Below are 18905 nucleotides of genomic sequence, written 5' to 3'. Positions count from 1 at the left end.
GAACCCTTCTCCCATGCCCGCCATCAAGGTCTTTCTTGTCGACGACTCCGCTGTCATGCGGCAAACCGTCGCCTACCTGCTCAAGGATTCGCCCGAGGTCGAGCTGCTGGGCAGCGCCCCCAACCCCTTGATTGCCATGCGCAGCCTGCAGCAACAGCGCCCCGATGTGCTGCTGCTGGACATCGAGATGCCGGGCATGGACGGGTTGACCTTCCTGCGCCAGGTGATGGCCACCGACCCGATCCCCACCGTGATCTGCTCCAGCCTCAGCACCCAGGGCAGCAAGGTCGCCCTGGACGCGCTGGCCGCCGGGGCGGTGTCGGTGGTGGCCAAGCCCAAGCTGGGCCTGAAGCAGTTCCTCGAGGAGTCGCGATTGGAGTTGATCACCGCCCTCAAGGCGGCGGCGCGCGCGCGGCCCCGGCTGCGGGTGCAGAGCACGCCGATGCAGCGCCCGTCGGCGGCCACAGCCCCGGGTTCGGGTGGCGCAGCCCCTGGCCACCCGGCGCCCACCGCGGCACCGCAGCGGGCTCCGGCCACGCTGGGCCTGCACGCGTTTGCCGTCAACAAGCCGGTGGTGATTGGCAGCTCCACCGGGGGCACCCAGGCACTGGAACAGATCCTGACCGCCCTGCCCCCCGATGCGCCAGGCATCGCGATCACCCAGCACATGCCCGAGAAGTTCACCGCCATGTACGCCGACCGCATGAACCAGGCCTGCGCGGTGCAGGTGCGCGAAGCACGCGATGGCGACCGGCTGGAGCGTGGACTGGTGTTGATCGCCCCCGGGGGCCGCCACCTGCACCTGCGCAAGGCGGGCGGCCAGTACTACGCGGTGGTCAGCGATGGGCCGCCGGTGAACCGGCACCGGCCCTCGGTGGATGTGTTGTTCAAGTCGACGGCCGAATGCGCGGGCCGCGACGCGCTGGCCATCATCCTGACCGGCATGGGCGACGACGGCGCGCGCGGCATGAAGCTGATGCACGACGGTGGCGCTCGCACCATCGCGCAAAACGAAGCCACCTGCGTGGTGTTCGGCATGCCCAACGAGGCCATCAAGCTCGGGGGCGTGGACGAGATCCTGCCGCTGGACCAAGTGGCCCGCGCCATCCTGCAGTTCGACGCGCGCGGCTGAACGCGGCGCCCTCGCGGCGCCCGGCCCCCCACCGCTGTCGGGGCGAAGGGCCGGCCAGGCCGGCGCGCAGATCAGCGCATCAGCCCAGGGCTTGGGCGAAATCGGCGATCAGGTCCTCGGCTTCTTCCAGGCCGACCGACAGTCGGATCAGGCTGTCACCAATGCCCATGGACGCACGCACCTCGGGCCCGGCTTCCCAAAAGATGGTGTGGGCCACCGGGATGATCAGCGTGCGGGTGTCGGCCAGGCCGGTGGCCTTGACTGGCAGTTGCAGCCGGTTGCACAGGCCCAGGCAGTCGTCGGCGTTCTTCAACTCGAACGACAGCAGCCAAGAGCCCGCCTTGAAATGCTGCTTGGCCCGCGCGTGCTGCGGGTGCGAGGGCAGCATCGGGTAGTGCACCCGCGCGATCGCCGGGTGCTGCTCCAGCCACTGAGCCAGGGCCAGGGCCGTGGCGCTGGTGCGGTCCATGCGCAGGGCCAGGGTTTCGGCGCCGGCAGCGATCTGGTGGGCCGCGGTGGACGACAGCGTGCCGCCCATGTCCCGCAAGCCCTTTTTGCGGATCTGCTGCAGGCCCCAGCCCTTGGTGTCGCCTTTGCGGTAGGCCGGGAAGATGTTGGGGTAGCTCGCCCAGTCGAACATCCCCGTGTCGGTGACCGAGCCCCCCAGCGCATTGCCGTGGCCACCAATGCTCTTGGTCAGCGAATGCACCACCAGGCCGGCGCCCACGCGGGCGGGCTTGAACAAATAGGGCGAGCCCACGGTGTTGTCGACCACATACAGCAAGCCCTTGTCGCGGCACAGCTGGCCGATGCCTTCGAGGTCAGCGATCTGGGTGCCGGGGTTGGCAATGGTTTCGACAAACACCATGCGCGTGTTGGGCTGCACCGCGGCGGCCACCTGGGCCGCGTCGGTGGCGTCCACGGTGGTGACGCTGATGCCCAGGTCGGCCAGGGTGCCAAACACGCTGTTGGTGTTGCCAAACACGAAACGGCTGGCCACCAGGTGGTCGCCGGCCTTCAGCAGCGTCAGGAAGATCGCGCAGATGCCGGCCATGCCGGTAGCGAAGGTGATGGTGCCCACGCCTTGTTCCATCTGGGTCAACTTGGCCTCGAGGGCCCCGGTGGTGGGGGTGCCCTGGCGCGCGTAGTTGAAGCCGCCCTTGGCCGTGCCTTGGAACACGGCGATCAGGTCTTCCACGCGCTCGAAGCCATACTGGACCGAGGTGTGGATGGGCTTGTGGATGGCACCGTGCTCCACGGTGGCGCGGCGGTCGGCGTGCACGATCTGGGTCGTGAAGCCCGGGGTGCGGGAATCGGTCATGGCAAAAAATCAGTCGGTTCGGAATCAGTGAAGCAGCGCGCCCGCTGGGGGCTTGCCAGGTCAAAACTCAGGGGCAATGTGCTCGGCGTAATCGTACAGCGCGCCCAGCAGGGCCTCGCCGCGCTCGTCCGCGGTTTCGGAAAGGGTGTCGATCTCAGCGAAAAGCTGGTCCAAGGTGCGGGCCCCACCGTCGCCGTCGAACAGGCGCGCGGCGCGCAGGGCCTCCCAGCGCTGCGCCTCCTCGGCCTGCAGGGTGTGCGGGAAATTGCGCGCGCGGTAGCGGAACAGCAGCTCGCCCAGGCGCGGGTCGTCAAAGCCGGTGCGGTCGGTGGCCAACTCTTCAGGCGACAAGGCGCGCAACTGGTTGAGGCGACGCCGGTCGTTTTGGCCGACAAAGCCGCCGTACAGGTCCTGGTCGACATCGACCGGGGCCTCAGGGGCGCGGGTGAACACCTCGGCCCACAAGGCGCTGAGGTCGGGCAAGGCCAGCGCGCGCTCGGCGTGCTGCAGCGCGCGCGGCAGGTCGGTGCCCCAGCGCGCGGCCATGGCCGGGCTGAGGGTTTTGAGGTTGCCCACCACCATCGGCGATTTGTTGAGGTGCACCGACTTGAGCGGCAGGCGCGTCAGGCCTTCGGGCAGCTCGTCGCGCTTGCTGAACAAGCGTTGGCGCACGGTGGCGGCGTCCAGGTTGGCCAGCTCGCTGGGGTCGTGGGCCAGGTCCCAGGCCAGCAGCTCGTTCTTGTTGTGGGGGTGACTGGCCAGCGGCCACATCACGGCCAGGCAGCCCTGGGCCGCCGGGAACATGCCCGACACATGCAGAAAAGGCTTGGCGTGCTGTGGCGAGGTGGGCAGGCCCAGCTCGGTGGCCACGCGGTCTTTCTTGTGCAGGGCAAAGCAGAAGTCGAACAGACGCGGTTGCTTGTCACGGATCAGGCGGGCCAGCGCAATGGTGGCACGCACGTCCGACAGCGCGTCGTGCGCGGCCTCGTGGACCAGGCCGTTGGCCCGGCTCAGGTCCTCCAGCTTGAAGCTGGGGTTGCCGTCCTCCTTGGGCGGAAAGACGATGCCATCGGGTCGCAAGGCGTAGGCCATGCGCACGACATCGAGCAGGTCCCAGCGCCCGCAGCCGTTCTGCCATTCACGCGCATACGGGTCGATGAGGTTGCGCCAGAACATGAAGCGAGTGATCTCGTCGTCAAAGCGGATCGTGTTGTAGCCCACACCGACCGTGCCAGGCTCGGCAAACGCAGCCTCGATGCGGGCCGCAAAGGCCTGCTCGGGCAGGCCCTTTTCGAGGCACAGCTGGGGCGTGATGCCGGTGATCAGGCAGGACTGCGGGTCGGGCAGGTAGTCCGGCGCGGGCTGGCAGTAGAACATCATCGGCGTGCCGATCTCGTTCAGCTCGGCGTCGGTGCGGATGGCCGCAAACTGCGCCGGGCGGTCGCGCCGGGTGTTGGCGCCAAAGGTTTCGTAATCGTGCCAGAGAAAGGTATGCGACATGGGCGCCATTATCCGTGGCTTGGCGCCTGCCGCCGCCCCACGGGCAGGCACAGCGCGCCCCTGCGCGGCTGGGCGGCCAAAAAAAAAGGCGGTGCACCGCACCGCCTTCTTCTGTGGCCCGGGCCCCGGGGGCCCCGGTTGGAGCTGCCGTCAGTCGGCGGCAGCGGCCTCTTCCGGTTCGGTCGGCTCGGCCTTGGCCTTGCTTTCCTTCTTCGGCAGCGGCTGGATGTCCAGCGTGACTTCGGGCTTGGTGTCGTCCTTTTCGTCGAGGTCGACCGTCAGGCGACCGCCGTCGGTCAAGCGGCCGAACAGCAGTTCGTCGGCCAGCGCGCGGCGGATGGTGTCCTGGATCAGGCGCTGCATCGGGCGGGCGCCCATGAGCGGATCGAAGCCCTTCTTGGCCAGGTACTTGCGCAGTTTGTCGGTGAAGGTGACGTCCACCTTCTTCTCGGCCAGTTGCGTCTCGAGCTGCAGCAGGAACTTGTCGACCACGCGCAGGATGACCTGCTCGTCGAGCGCCTTGAAGCCCACGATGGCATCGAGCCGGTTGCGGAACTCGGGCGTGAACAAGCGCTTGATGTCGGCCATCTCGTCACCCGCTTCACGCGGGTTGGTGAAGCCGATGGTCGCCTTGTTCATGGTCTCGGCGCCCGCGTTCGTGGTCATGATCAGGATCACGTTGCGGAAGTCGGCCTTGCGCCCGTTGTTGTCGGTCAGGGTGCCGTGGTCCATGACCTGCAGCAGCACGTTGAAGATGTCCGGGTGCGCCTTCTCGATTTCGTCGAGCAGCAGCACCGCGTGCGGCTTCTTGGTGATGGCCTCGGTCAGCAGGCCGCCCTGGTCAAAGCCCACATAGCCCGGGGGCGCGCCGATCAGGCGGCTCACGGCGTGGCGCTCCATGTACTCCGACATGTCGAAGCGGATCAGGTCGATGCCCATGATGTAGGCCAGCTGCTTGGCGGCTTCGGTCTTGCCCACGCCGGTCGGGCCGCTGAACAGGAAGGTGCCAATCGGCTTGTCGCCCTTGCCCAGGCCGGAGCGCGCCATCTTGACCGAGGAAGCCAGCACTTCGAGCGCCTTGTCCTGGCCGAACACCACGCTCTTGAGGTCGCGCTCCAGGGTTTGCAGCTTGCTGCGGTCGTCGTTGGAGACGTTGGCCGGCGGAATGCGGGCGATCTTGGCCACGATTTCCTCGACCTCGGTCTTGCCGATGGTCTTCTTGCGCTTGGACGGCGACAGGATGCGCTGAGCAGCACCCGCCTCGTCGATCACGTCAATCGCCTTGTCGGGCAAGTGGCGGTCGTTGATGTACTTGGCGCTCAGCTCGGCAGCCGCCTGCAGCGCGGCGGCCGCGTACTTGACGTTGTGGTGCTCCTCGAAGCGCGACTTCAGGCCCTTGAGGATCTCCACCGTCTGGTCCACGCTGGGCTCGACCACGTCGACCTTCTGGAAACGACGCGACAGGGCCGCGTCTTTTTCGAAGATGCCGCGGTACTCGGTGAAGGTGGTGGCGCCCAGGCACTTGAGCTGGCCGCTGGACAGCGCCGGCTTCAGCAGGTTGGACGCGTCCAGGGTGCCCCCCGACGCGGCGCCAGCGCCGATCAGGGTGTGGATCTCGTCGATGAACAGGATCGCGTTGGGCTTTTCCTTGAGCACCTTGAGCACGCCCTTGAGGCGTTGCTCAAAGTCGCCACGGTACTTGGTGCCGGCCAGCAGCGCGCCCATGTCAAGCGAGTAGACCTGGGCTTCGGCCAGGATCTCGGGCACGTCGTTCTGGGTGATGCGCCAGGCCAGGCCCTCGGCGATGGCGGTCTTGCCCACACCGGCTTCGCCCACCAGCAAGGGGTTGTTCTTGCGGCGGCGGCACAGGATCTGGATCACGCGCTCGACTTCGTAGTCGCGCCCGATCAGCGGGTCGATCTTGCCGTCCTTGGCCATCTGGTTGAGGTTCTGCGTGAACTGCTCCAGCGGCGAGGCCTTTTCATTGCGCTCGCTGCCTTCTTCTTGTTCGGCCGGAGCCTGGTCGGCGCCCTTGACGGGCTCCGGCGGCTCGCCCTTCTTGATGCCGTGGGCGATGAAATTGACCACGTCCAGGCGCGTCACGCCCTGCTGGTGCAGGTAGTAGACGGCGTGCGAGTCTTTTTCGCCAAAGATGGCGACCAGCACGTTGGCGCCGGTGACTTCCTTCTTGCCGTTGCCGGTCGACTGCACGTGCATGATGGCGCGCTGGATCACGCGCTGGAAGCCCAGCGTGGGCTGGGTGTCCACTTCATCGGTGCCCGCCACCTGGGGCGTGTTGTCCTTGATGAAGTTGGTGAGGGATTTGCGCAAGTCGTCGATGCTGGCCGAGCAGGCGCGCAGCACCTCGGCGGCGCTGGGGTTGTCCAACAAGGCGAGCAACAGGTGCTCCACAGTGATGAACTCGTGACGTTGCTGACGGGCCTCAACAAAGGCCATGTGCAAGCTGACTTCCAATTCCTGGGCAATCATGTGAATTCCTTTTGCCTTGCGTTGAGTGGTTTAACTTTAAATCGGATTGAAAGCCATTTATTCAACAGGCTCACTCACACATTGCAATGGATGCCCCGCCTTGTGGGCCGCATCCATGACCTGGTCCACCTTGGTGGCGGCCACGTCGCGCGAGTAAACACCGCAGATTCCTTTGCCGTCGAGGTGAATCTTCAGCATGATCTGCGTCGCCGTTTCCCGGTCCTTGTTGAAAAACTCTTGGATCACGAACACCACGAATTCCATCGGGGTGTAGTCATCATTGAGCATGACCACCTGGTACATCTGGGGCGGCTGGACTTTTTGCGTCAGACGCTCCAGCACCACCGAGGCGCCGCCGTCGCCATCGGCAGGCGTCAGCTTCGGTGCGGTAGGTTGGGAAGGTGATTTCGTTGCCATGATGAATTTCATTCTAATGACGCTGCGGGGCCTCGCTGCGGCTGACGCCGCATTTGGCCGGTTCTGAAGGGGTTTTCTGAGCCTTCTTTGGCGAATGGGGCGGACCTGGGCAAGGGATCGGGGCGGCCGCCCCCTGCCAGGGACGCTTGACGCTGCCCTGCAGGGCCGCCGCACCCCGGGTTTACCCGGTTAAAACCGGATTCCCCCGGGATGACCCGGCCCGACGGGCCCCGGCTCACTCGTAAACAATGCGGGCGCGCCCCTCGTGGGCCTGCGCGACCCAGCCCGCCAACGCCGCATCGGTGGGGAAGAACTTGGCGCCATCCCCCAAATGCAGCTCGACGGTGGCCGCCACGCCGTCTTTTTCGCGGTGCACCAGCAGCCGGATGTCGAGCCCACGCTCGAAGGTGCCTTGCTCGGACTCCTCCAGGCGGGGCGGGAAATCGCGCAGCAAGCGCGCGATGTCGGGGGCGCGCCCCTGCACCGCCACCTGCAGGTGCTTGCCAAACCGGCAGCGGGCGGTCGGCAAATCCCAGACCTGCTGGACGCTCAGGCGCAGCCCGCCCGAGAAGCGGTCGGGCTGCGCCTTGACACTGACGATGATCATTTCATCGTCCTTGAGCAGGTTCTTGTTGGCGTTGATCACCGCCTCGTCGGCCGTGGCCTCGATGGTGCGGGTCTTGTCGTCAAGCTTGAAGATCGCGAGCTTGCCGCGCAGGCCATTGATGATGCGCAGGTCGCTCACGATGCCGGCCACCATCTGCGGGTCGCGGCTTTCCGCGATCTCGTCGAGCTGGCGGCGCACGAAACGGCGCACCTCGGTGGCCACCTCGTCGAACAGGTGGCCCGACAGGTAGAAACCCACCGCGGTCTTCTCGAAGGTCAGGCGCTCCTTGATGCCCCAGGGCAGCACCTCGACCAGATCGGGCTCCTGCGTGCTGGAGCCGTGGGCGTCCTCGCCCATCATGTCGAACAAGCCGCCCTGGTTGGCGTTGGCCGCGGTGGCGGCCGCAAATTCGAACGCCCGGTCGATGCTGGCCACCAAGGCCGCCCGGTGCGGGTTGATGGCGTCAAACGCGCCGCCCTTGATCAAGGCCTCGACCGTGCGCTTGTTCATGCGGCTCTTGTCCACCCGAACGCAGAAGTCGAACAGGCTCTTGAACGGCCCGTCTTTCTCGCGCGCCGCCACCATGGCCTCGATGGCCGCCTGGCCGGTGCCTTTGATGGCGCCCAGGCCGTAGCGGATGATCTTGTTGGTGACCGGCTCGAAGCGGTAACGGCCCCGGTTGACGTCCGGCGGCTCGAAGCTCAGGCCCATCTTCACGGCGTCCTCGTACAAGACCTTGAGCTTGTCCGTGTCGTCCATTTCGACGGTCATGTTGGCGCAGAAAAACTCCGCCGTGTAGTGCACCTTGAGCCAGGCCGTGTGGTAGGCCAACAGCGAGTAGGCGGCGGCGTGCGACTTGTTGAAGCCATAGCCCGCGAACTTCTCCATCAAGTCGAACACCTCGTCGGCTTTCTCCTGATCGATGCCTTTTTCGGCCGCGCCCTTGCGAAAGATGGCCCGGTGCTCGGCCATTTCCTCGGCCTTTTTCTTGCCCATGGCTCGGCGCAGCATGTCGGCGCCGCCCAGCGAGTAGCCCCCCAGCACCTGGGCGGTCTGCATCACCTGCTCCTGGTACACCATGATCCCGTAGGTCTCGGCCAGCACGGGTTCGACCAGCGGGTGGGGGTAGATCACCTCCTCGCGCCCGTGCTTGCGGGCCACGAAGCTGGGGATCAGGTCCATGGGGCCCGGTCGGTACAGCGCGTTCAGGGCGATCAGGTCTTCAAGGCGCGAAGGCTTGGCGTCGCGCAGCATGCCCTGCATGCCGCGGCTTTCAAACTGGAACACGGCTTCGGTCTTGCCCTCCTGGAACAGGCGGTAAGTCGGGCCGTCGTCGAGCGGAATGGTCTCGAAAGTGAAGTTCTCTTGGCCCTTGTGGCGCTTCATGATGAATTCGCGCGCAATTTCCAGGATGGTCAGCGTGGCCAAGCCCAAGAAGTCGAACTTCACGAGGCCAATCGCCTCCACGTCGTCCTTGTCGTACTGGCTCACCGCGGATTCGCTGCCCGGCTGCTGGTAAAGCGGGCAGAAATCGGTCAGCTTGCCCGGCGCGATCAGCACGCCCCCAGCGTGCATGCCGATGTTGCGGGTCATGCCTTCGAGCTTTTGCGCCATCTCGATGATGGTCTTGACGTCTTCTTCCTTCTGGATGCGCTCGGCCAGCACCGGCTCCAGTTCGATGGCGTAGTTGTTCTTGTCGCCTTCCTTCTTGGGGTTGGGCGGGTACTGCAGGGTGTAGGACATGCCCGGCTTGCCGGGCACCAGCTTGGAGATGCCGTCACAGAAGGTGTAGCTCATGTCCATCACCCGGCCCACGTCGCGGATGGCGGCCTTGGCCGCCATGGTGCCGAAGGTGGCGATCTGGCTGACGGCGTTTTTGCCGTACTTGTCCTTCACGTAGTCGATCACGCGGTCGCGGTTGCTCTGACAGAAGTCAATGTCAAAGTCAGGCATGGACACCCGCTCGGGGTTCAGGAAACGCTCGAACAGCAGGTTGTACTGCAGCGGGTCCAGGTCGGTGATCTTCAGCGCATAGGCCACCAGCGAGCCTGCGCCCGAGCCCCGGCCCGGCCCGACCGGGCAGCCATTGTTCTTGGCCCACTGGATGAAGTCCCCCACGATCAGGAAGTAACCCGGGAAGCCCATCTTCAGGATGGTGACCAGCTCGAACTCCAGGCGCTCGACATAGCGGGGGCGCTGCGCATTGCGCTCGGCCTCGTTCGGGAACAACAGGCTCAGGCGCTCCTCAAGGCCCTCGTGCGAGGCAAACCGAAAGTACTCGTCGATCGGCATGCCATTGGGGGTCGGGAAGTTGGGCAGTTGTGGTTTGCCCAGCACCAGCGTCAGGCTGCAACGGCGAGCGATCTCGACCGTGTTGTCCAGCGCCGAGGGCAGGTCGGCAAACAGGGCCTGCATCTGCTCGGTGCTCTTGAAATACTGCTCGCGCGTGAACTTGCGCACCCGACGCTGGTTGCCCAGGATCTCGCCCTCCGAGATGCAGACCCGCGCCTCATGGGCCTCGTAGTCGTCCGGACCGGCAAACTGCACCGGGTGGGTGGCCACCACCGGCAAGTTGAGCCGGGCCGCCAACTTGACCGCGGCGACCACATGGGCCTCGTCTTCGGCGCGCCCGGCCCGCTGCACTTCGAGGTAGAAACGGTGTGGAAACGTGCTGGCCATCTGCAAGGCCAGCTCCGAGGCACCGGTCTCGTCGCCCCGCAGCAAAGCCTGCCCCACCGCGCCCGAGTGAGCTCCCGACAGGGCCATCAGGCCTTCGTTGAGTTCGGTCAGCCACTCGCGGCGGCACACGGCCACCGCGCCGACCACGTTGCGGGTCCAGCCACGGGCCAGCAGCTCGCACAGGTTCAGGTAACCCTGGGTGTTCTGCACCAGCAGGATCATGCGCGACAGCTGGGCCGGCGCCTGCGGCGTGCCCTCGAGCACGATCTCGGCCCCGATGATGGGCTTGACCCCCTTGCCGCGGGCTTCCTTGTAAAGCTTGATGGCGCCGAACAGGTTGTTGAAATCGGTCAGCGCCAGCGCTGGCTGACCGTTCTTGGCGGCCATTTTGACGACTTCGTCGATGCGGGTGGTTCCGTCAACGACGGAGAACTCGGAGTGAAGGCGCAGGTGAACAAACATCCAGCCATTGTAGGAAACGGCGACCCAGCGCGCAGCGAAGCCGGAGCGGCCCTGCCCGGAGATGCGCTGCCGCTGAGCGGTCAGACTTACCACTCATCGTCCGTTTTCAGCCAAACATCCGGCAAATACGCCAAAAATGAACGATTGCGAACGGCGGTGCTAAATTCAAGCTGAGATGTAAATTAACCTACATCCAGTTACGTAACAAACCGCTCATGACCCCCCAACGCCCCAGCGCCTGCACTGACTTCAGGCCGCTCGCCGCCTGCCCCCCCTCACCCGCCCCGCGCTGGCAGGCCGGGCGGGCACGCGGGTTTTCGCTGCTGGAGGTGCTGGTGGCCATCTTTGTGCTGTCGTTTGGCATGCTGGGCATGGTGGGCATGCAGGCCTTTGCGCTGCAATCAAACAACCAGGCCCGCATGCAATCGAGTGCCGCGGCCCTGGCCCGCGAGCTCGCGGAGATGATGCGCGGCAACAAGAACGAAGGCGTCAAACCCGCTGGCACCAACCCGTACCTGGGCACCTTCAGCGCCGGCTCCATGGTACCCGCCAACCCGTCCTACTGCCTGAACGCCTCGGCGACTTCCAATTGCAGCAGTGCGACCGACGTGGCCAATGCCCAGATGACCGACTGGCTGACCCGGGTGGGTGAAGAGTTGCCAGGGGCCCGGGTCGCGATCTGCTACGACAACAACCCCTACGACAGCAGCGGTCTGCCGGTCTGGACCTGCTCGGGCACCGGCGCCGATGCGGTGGTCATGATCAAGATCGGCTGGACCCAGACCAGCCTGAACCGCGGCAACACGGGCGACAGCGCCTTCACGCTGAGCAGCAGCAGCACTTCCCGGCCCGCCTTGGTGTTGCCGGTCACCAGTGGTAACTTGTGATGCATCACCGACCCATCTCCGCCGCCCGTTCCGCGACCGCGGCCCCGGGCCCTGGCCGCCACCAAGGGCTGACCCTGATCGAGTTGATGGTGGCGCTGGCCATCAGCACCGTGGTCGCCCTGGCGGCTGTGGCGGCCCTGAGCATCGCGCGCCAGGGCTTCACCGCCAATGACGCCAGTGCCCAACTGCGCGACAGCGCCCGTTTTGTCACGGACCTGCTGCAACGACTGGGGGTTCAGACGGGTTTCAGGGACCTGAGCTTCGTCACCGTGCCGCGCGAAACCAACACCAACGGCATTGCGACCTCACCGATTCCCAATGTGTACGGGCTGAACAACCAAAGCCGGACCACGTCCAACACTTGGGACGCCGGCACCGCCCGCGTGGCGGGCACCCTGGGCGATGGCAGCGACATCCTGGTGCTGCGCTTTCAGCCCGCCAGCACCTCGGTGGTGGCAGGCACCTCGGACAACAGCATGATCGACTGCACCGGGGCCCCCATCACCACCCTGCCCCAGAACCGCGACGACCGCGCCATCAGCATCCTGCATGTGGCAGCGGACGCCGACGGCGAACCCGCGCTGATGTGCTCCACCTCGACCTCAGGGGCCCCTCCCTTCACGCAAACGCCATTGGTACGGGGCGTGGAGGTGTTCCAGGTGCTTTACGGGGTGGACCGCATCGGGCCCAACAACACCACGGTGACCGCCACCAGCACCACCGCCGACTCGGTGCCGGACCGCTACCTGCGCGCGGACCAGATCACCGTCTCCGGCAACCAAACCGCCACCAACTTCAACTGGAGCCAAGTGCGGGCGCTGCGCATCGGCATGGTGGTGCGGGGCGCGCCCAACCAGGCCGCGGACAAGAGCAGCCAGACCTTCTACCCCCTGGGTTTGGGGCGTGGCAGCAGTTCTGGGGCGCTGGGCTCGGCGATGTCGAGCAGCAACGACCGCAACACGGTCTACACCCCTGCGGTGGACGGCCGCATGCGCAAGGCCTTCACCTTCACCATCCACCTGCGCAATGCGCAAGACCTCTGACATGGCCGACGCTCCAACTCACCTCCGTTTGGATGCCACCCGCCAGCAAGGCGCCTCGCTGGTGGTGGTGCTGTTGCTCCTGGTGGTGGTCTCCCTGCTCGGTGTCGGGGGCATTCAGATCGCCACCATGGCCGAGCGCAGTGCCCGCAACGACCGCGACCTGCAGATCGCCTGGCAAGGCGCGGAAGCCGCATTGATGGACGCAGAGATCGACATCGACTCTGAAAGTTTTGGCACCGGCAGCCGGCGCAGCCTGTTCAGTGACAAACCCGATCTGACCAATTTCGTCCTCGACTGCGGCACCACCGGCAACCAAAAGGGACTGTGCGCCAACGTCGAAGGCGACAAGCCGGCCTGGCTGACCGTTGATTTCTTGGCCACCAGCAGCCCCCGCTATGTCACCTACGGCGAATTCACCGGCAACCGCCCTTTCGTCACCGGCAAGGGCCTGCAGGCGGCACAGAAGCCCCGCTACGTGATTGAGGCCATTCCCGACCCCCGCGACGCCGAGGTCGAAAAGCCGGCCGAGCGCCGCCACGTGTACCGCGTCACCGCCATGGGCTTTGGGCCCAACCAAAGCACCCAAGGGGTGCTGCAGATGATTTACCGCGATTGAGCCTGAGAGGCCGACCATGAACCCCACTTCCCCGCCCCTCGACCCTGTGGCCACGTCCGGCCAGCGTACGCGCTGGCAACGGCTGCGCCAGGCCGCCTGGGGCCAGCCCAAACGGGCCCTGGGCTGGGCCGCCGGCGCGCTGATCCTGAGCAGCCTGGGGGTGTCCTTCATGGTGCGCAGTGCCGCCACCCCGCCCAGCATCCCGGCGATCGCCTTGTCATCGACCCCGCTGTACGCGGCAACCCCCATCGACAAACCCTCGCTGGCCTTGGCCCTGTCGGTGGAATTCCCCACCGTGGGCGCGCAGTACACCACCGACAGCAGCAACGACAGCAGCTACAGCAACACCACCGAGTACCTGGGCTACTACGACGCCGAAAGCTGCTACACCTACAACGACGCCCCCACCGAGACCCCCGCCACGGGCTTGACGACCACCGACTACAAGCGTTTTGACCGCAGTGGCGCCGCCGTCAACCGCAAATGCACCAACGCGTTCAGTGGCAACTTCCTGAACTGGGCCAGCAGCTCGGCAATCGACATGCTGCGCCTGGCCTTGTCGGGTGGCGACCGTTACATTGACCAGGACGGCCTGACCATCCTGCAGCGCGCTGTGCTGCCCAACGGCGACCCCTCCTGCTTCTGGAACACCCGCAACTTTCCCGCCAAGCAGTTGACGCGCAATGGGGGCGGCGCCGGCACCTATTGGGGGGCGGTGCCGACAGCCATGATCACGGCCGCGGACGGCAATGACATCTACGTGGCCAACACCCTGAACCGCATCTACTTTGGCACCACCGCCACAGGCAATTGCTGGAGTGGGCAATCGGATTACAACCTGAACACGGTGCTCACCACGAGTTCGATCGGCCCGATTGCCAACCGCAACCAAAACCGGCCCACGGCGACTTGGTGCGCCAATGAAAACGGCACTTGCAGCTTCACGGGCACCAAGGAGGTCTGGTACGGCGCAGGCAACCGCTGGAAAGTGGCCCCGGCGGCCAATGGGGTGGCTTGCACCAACGGGGTGTTTGGCGACCCCATCTCCGGCACCGCCAAGGCTTGCTACATCCGCGACTACACCGGCACCTGGACCCCGCCTGCAGGTCGGGGAACACAGCTCAACTCGGACGGCTTCTTCTACTCACGGGTGCAGGTGTGCCAGAAAACCAATGGCGTGCTCAGTGATGTGCGTGACTATGGCCTGTGCAAGCTCTACCCCAGCGGCAACTACAAGCCCTCGGGCGTGATCCAGAAGTACAGTGATCAGCTGCGCCTGGCCGCCTTTGGCTACCTGATGGACCAAACCGCCAGCTACAACAATGGCCGCTACGGCGGGGTGCTGCGTGCCCCCATGAAGTACGTGGGCTACAAGGTGTTTGACGAGAACGGCAACGATACCACCCCCAGCACCGGGAATGCCAACATGGAATGGGACAACACCACCGGGGTGTTCAAAGCCAACCCCGATGGCGACACCAGTTTCGGCATCAGCGGGGTCATCAACTACCTCAACAAGTTCGGTCGCACCGGGCCGGTGGCGGGTCGCTACAAGCAGTACGACCCCGTGGGCGAACTGCACTACGAGACGCTGCGCTACCTGCAAGGGCTGAGCCCCAGCGCCGACGCCATCAGTGGCATCAACGACGACTTGAAGGATGGCTTCCCGGTCTACACCACCTGGACCGACCCCTACGGCGGCAACCGCAGCGCCAGTGCCGACTATTCCTGCGTGCGCAGCAACATCGTGGTGGTGGGTGACATCAACACCCACGACGGCAATCGACTGCCCACCCCCAGCGACGCCAACAACATCATCGACATCAACGCCTGGCGAAGCGTGGTGCAGAACTTCGAGCGCAACAGCACCACCTCGACTTATGTCGATGGCCAGGGCGTCACGCGCTACACGGGTAACCCCAACGGGTCCAACGGGGGGGTTCCAAGCGGCAGCAGCACCAGCCAGATCATGGGCACGGCCTATTGGTCGCACACCCACGACATCCGGCCCAGCACCTGGACCAATGCCCCGAGCAAGGTGCGCCCGGGTCTGCGGGTGAAGAACTACCTGTTTGACGTCAACGAATACGGCACCCAGACCGACCCCAACAACCGCCGCTACTCGAACCAGTTCTTCATGGCCTCCAAATACGGCGGGTTTGAGACCGATGCCAGCAACACCGGTGGCAGCCCCTACAACACCTGGGGCAACCCCTTCCGCAACCAGGCCGGGACCGTGGACAACAACGTCTGGCAAGACCCGGACAACCCGGGTGAGGCGGCCACCTACTTCCTGCAAAGCAGCGCTCGCGGCGTGTTGAGCGCGTTCGATGGCATTTTCAGCCGGGCCGCCAACTCGTCGCGCAACATTGCCGGCGTGGCGATCCAATCGCGAGAAGTCAGCGCCACGGTGGACAACGTGATCTACCAAGGCGCCTTCGACACCAGCAGCTGGACCGGCGACGTGCTGGCCCTGCCACTGACCGTGGTCGGCACCAGCACGCTGACGCTGAGCAGCCAGGCTGACTGGAGCGCCGCCGACAAGCTGACCAACCGGGCCAACCCCTCGACCACCCGCACCATCGTGATGGGCCGGGCCGGTGCGACCCAAACGCCGGCGGCCACCGATTTCATCTGGGGTTCCCTCGACACCACGACCCAGGGTTACCTGAACAAAGCCTCCAGCAACGCGGCCGCCGACGGACTCGGCGCCAACCGGGTGGCCTACCTGCGCGGTGACCGCTCGCTGGAAGGCACCACCTTCCGCACCCGCAGCAAACTGCTGGGCGACATCATCAACTCGAGCGTGGTGTTTTCCGGCACGCCGACCACCGCGTACACCGAGAACAGCTACAGCACCTTCTACACCACGAACAAGAACCGCACCCCGGCGGTGTTCGTGGGCGCCAACGATGGCATGCTGCACGCCTTCAACGCCAGCAAGGGCACCAATGGCGGCGCCGAGCTGTTTGCCTACATCCCCAGCTGGATGGGCCCCAATTTGTCGGCGCTGACCTCGACCAGCTACAACAACAACCACCAGAGCTATGTGGACGGCGTGCCCACCGTGGCCGAAGCCTGCGTGGGGCCCAGCCACACGCTGACCGCCAACACCTGCACCTGGAAGACGGTGCTGGTATCGGGCACAGGCGCGGGTGGCCCGGGGGTTTTTGCCCTCGATGTGACCGACCCCACTGCGTTCTCTGCGAGCAAGGTGATGTGGGAATTCACCAAGGCCGATGACGCCGACATGGGCTACGTGGTGGGGACGCCGCAGATCCTGAAGATGCGCATGAACGCCGACAAGGACGGCAACGGCGCAGCCCAGCCGGCCACCTACCGCTGGTTCGCCGTGGTCGCCAGCGGCGTCAACAACTACGTGACCGACAGCGCTGGCCGCTTCAGCGCCACCGGCAACCCGGCCCTGTTCTTCCTGGCCCTCGACAAGGCCGTGGGGGATGCCTGGACCCAAGGCACCAACTACTACAAGGTGCAGTTGCCCTTCGACAGCACACTGGCGACCTCCAAGGCCACGGGGGTGGCCAATTTCACGGCCATGTATGGCGCCTCGGGCGAGGTCACCTACCTGTTCGCCGGTGACCTGCATGGCAAGCTGTGGAAGCTGGACTTCACGCCGCGCGACAGCACCCACCCGACCAGTGAGTTCAACCCGGGCACCAGCAGCCACTGGACCATGGCACGCCTGTCCTTCTTCAACAAGGGGACCAAGGCGTCGCCCGTGGCGTACCCGATGTACATCGCCCAGGACGGTGCCACCACGCCCAACCTCCAGCCCATTTTCTCGGCGCCGCGCATCTTCACCGGGCCGGTGGTGAACGGCAAGAAGACCTACTACGTGTTGTTTGGCACCGGCAAGTTCCTGGAGGCCAGCGACAAGACCTCGACCGCCAAGAACAGCATCTACACGGTGTTCGACAACGGGGTGACGGGTTTGAGCCAGTCCGACGGCACCACCTCGTCGACCACGGCCAGCGTCATCAGCGGTCGCGGTCGGCTGCAGAGCGGCACGGTCAACACCAGCACCTATGTGATCACCGTGCCGGCCTTCCTGTGGGGCCGCGCCACGGCCGACAACGACACCACCCAGCGCTCCGGTTGGTACTTTGACCTGCCAGCATCGGGTGAGAAGATGATCAGCTCCTTCCTGAGCCTGACCACCTACGCCACCTTCAACACCATCATCCCGGGCTCCGCCGGGGCCTCGGGTTCGTGCACCGCCACGCCGGGCTCGGGCAACTCCTACAGCGTCAACATCACCACCGGCAATGGCAGCTACATCCCCTCCTCGGTGGGCTTGCTCGGCTCCACCATGTATGTGAAGAACTCGGGGTTGATCGTGCCCGGCCTGAGCGACAGTACCGGCCGCAAAATACGCACCATCACCTACGAGTCCATCAGCACGGGCTCGTCAGGGTCCGCACTGACCAACACCAAGGTCGAAATCAAAGAAGCCTATGGCCGACTGAGTTGGCGCCAAGTCAATAATTACTGGGATCTGCACCAGAAAGCCACGCAATGACCCGAGTCCACGCCCAAGACGTTCCCCAGCAAGGGGGCTTCACCCTGATCGAACTGATGATCACGGTGGCCATCATCGCCATCCTGGCCAAGGTCGGCCTGGGGGCGTACCAGGACTCGGTGTTGAAAGGCAAGCGGGCCCAGGGGCGCACCGCGCTGATCGAGTTGATGCAGCAGCAAGAGCGCTACATGACCCAACGCAACTGCTACCTGTCGTTCACGTCCACCGCGCCAGGCTCGACCTCGGTGACCAGTGGCGACTACAGCGGCAGCCGCTGTGGTGGGGCACCCAGCTTCACCTCCACGGCCCCGTTCCCCTTCAAGAACTTCGCTGGGGACAACGCCACCACGGCGTCCTATCTGTTGAGTTCGTCCCAATGCAGCGCCACGCTGACCATTGACCTGTGCGTGCAGGTGGCCGCCACCCCGGTCAAGGCCGACCCCGCGGTGGGCACGCTGCAAATGACCAGCACCGGGGTCAAATCGTGCACCGGCACCGCGGCAACCAGCAACTTCAGGCTGTGCTGGCCATGACCCACCGCGCCGCCCCGGCCCGGGGCTTCACGCTCATCGAGCTGATGGTCACCCTGGTGCTGGTGGTGGCCCTGGCCACCGTCGCGGTGCCCAGCTTCATCGCCTTCCAGCGCAACTCCGAGCTGACCTCGATCAGCAACTCGCTGCTGGCCTCGATCAACGCGGCCCGCAGCGAGGCCATGAAGCGCAATCAACATGCCCTGGTGACCCCTGTGAGTGGCAGCAACTGGGCCGGCGGCTGGCGGGTGTATGTGTCGCAGCGCTATGGCTCGGACGCCACCACCTACAACGAATCGGGCTCCACGCCCGACCTGTTGATCCAGCAGCAAGCGGCCTTGCCCAGCTACATCTCGGTCAGCACCAGCGACAGTGCCGGCACGTCGATGGGACAGATCCGATTCGATGGCTCGGGCTACTCCAAGAACGCCGCGGGCGGCGCTTTCCAGGCCATGACGCTGCGGGTCCGGCGCACCGACGTGCCCAGCGGCCAGCAGGATGCCGAGACCCGCATCGTGGTGGTCTCGACCTCGGGCCGCGTGCGCGTCTGCAAGCCCTCGACCGACACCTCCTGCACCACCACCGCGACGCAGTGACGCGGGTCAGCCGCAGCGCAGCCCTCCCGGCGCCAGCGCCTCGCGGGTGTGGGGCCGTTGGCGGCCGCCGGTGGCGGCGCCTACA

12 protein-coding genes are annotated in these 18905 nt (G+C 65.5%); 7 read left to right on the top strand and 5 right to left on the bottom strand.

From position 1 onward, the window contains the following. The first annotated feature begins 13 nt into the window (after positions 1-13). Entirely contained in the window at positions 14-1132 is a 1119-nt protein-coding gene (locus tag PSQ40_RS02300) for a protein-glutamate methylesterase/protein-glutamine glutaminase (RefSeq protein ID WP_273948436.1), read from the top strand. A gap of 79 nt (positions 1133-1211) precedes the next feature. On the opposite strand, the gene PSQ40_RS02295 is transcribed toward PSQ40_RS02300, so the two are convergent. From PSQ40_RS02295 to dnaE, 5 genes are all read right to left on the bottom strand, one after another. Continuing rightward, positions 1212-2453 (bottom strand): cystathionine gamma-synthase family protein, encoded by a 1242-nt coding sequence (locus tag PSQ40_RS02295; RefSeq protein ID WP_273948435.1) that lies wholly within the window; start codon positions 2451-2453, stop codon positions 1212-1214. A 60-nt stretch (positions 2454-2513) separates the two neighbouring features. Further along, complete coding sequence (gene sbcB, locus PSQ40_RS02290; RefSeq protein ID WP_273948434.1) at positions 2514-3953, bottom strand: exodeoxyribonuclease I; 1440 nt, start codon at positions 3951-3953, stop codon at positions 2514-2516. A 150-nt stretch (positions 3954-4103) separates the two neighbouring features. Further along, positions 4104-6443: an ATP-dependent Clp protease ATP-binding subunit ClpA gene (gene clpA / locus PSQ40_RS02285; protein WP_273948433.1), complete on the bottom strand. Its 2340-nt coding sequence runs from the start codon at positions 6441-6443 to the stop codon at positions 4104-4106. A gap of 57 nt (positions 6444-6500) precedes the next feature. After that, a complete protein-coding gene (gene clpS / locus PSQ40_RS02280; protein WP_273948826.1) occupies positions 6501-6860 on the bottom strand; it encodes an ATP-dependent Clp protease adapter ClpS in 360 nt (119 codons plus the stop codon). 235 nt (positions 6861-7095) lie between these two features. Beyond that, the gene (dnaE, locus tag PSQ40_RS02275) at positions 7096-10608 is read right to left on the bottom strand and encodes a DNA polymerase III subunit alpha (RefSeq protein WP_273948432.1); all 3513 of its coding nucleotides are present in this window, start codon (positions 10606-10608) and stop codon (positions 7096-7098) included. Between the two features lie 215 nt (positions 10609-10823). Between dnaE and pilV the strand changes: the two genes are divergently transcribed. Genes pilV through PSQ40_RS02245 form a run of 6 tightly spaced genes read left to right on the top strand, consistent with a single transcriptional unit; the run spans position 10824 to position 18820 of the window. Continuing rightward, on the top strand, positions 10824-11495 hold the full coding sequence (gene pilV / locus PSQ40_RS02270; RefSeq protein ID WP_273948431.1) for a type IV pilus modification protein PilV: 672 nt from the start codon (positions 10824-10826) through the stop codon (positions 11493-11495). Then, a complete protein-coding gene (locus PSQ40_RS02265) occupies positions 11495-12538 on the top strand; it encodes a PilW family protein (RefSeq protein WP_273948430.1) in 1044 nt (347 codons plus the stop codon). Before pilV ends, PSQ40_RS02265 begins: the two co-directional genes overlap by 1 nt. Beyond that, positions 12522-13154 carry a pilus assembly PilX family protein gene (locus tag PSQ40_RS02260; protein ID WP_273948429.1) on the top strand — a complete coding sequence of 211 codons (633 nt, stop codon included), beginning with the start codon at positions 12522-12524 and terminating at the stop codon, positions 13152-13154. The genes PSQ40_RS02265 and PSQ40_RS02260 overlap by 17 nt, the downstream gene beginning before the upstream one ends. 16 nt (positions 13155-13170) lie before the next feature. After that, complete coding sequence (locus tag PSQ40_RS02255) at positions 13171-17694, top strand: pilus assembly protein (RefSeq protein WP_273948428.1); 4524 nt, start codon at positions 13171-13173, stop codon at positions 17692-17694. Next, complete coding sequence (locus tag PSQ40_RS02250; RefSeq protein WP_273948427.1) at positions 17691-18227, top strand: type IV pilin protein; 537 nt, start codon at positions 17691-17693, stop codon at positions 18225-18227. Before PSQ40_RS02255 ends, PSQ40_RS02250 begins: the two co-directional genes overlap by 4 nt. Next, a complete protein-coding gene (locus PSQ40_RS02245; RefSeq protein WP_273948426.1) occupies positions 18224-18820 on the top strand; it encodes a GspH/FimT family pseudopilin in 597 nt (198 codons plus the stop codon). The genes PSQ40_RS02250 and PSQ40_RS02245 overlap by 4 nt, the downstream gene beginning before the upstream one ends. Positions 18821-18905: the final 85 nt, after the last annotated feature.

This window comes from Curvibacter cyanobacteriorum (assembly GCF_028649475.1).
Lineage (GTDB): Bacteria > Pseudomonadota > Gammaproteobacteria > Burkholderiales > Burkholderiaceae_C > Curvibacter > Curvibacter cyanobacteriorum.
Note: the sequence above shows the minus strand (reverse complement) of the source record. Positions and strands in the feature narration are given on the sequence as shown.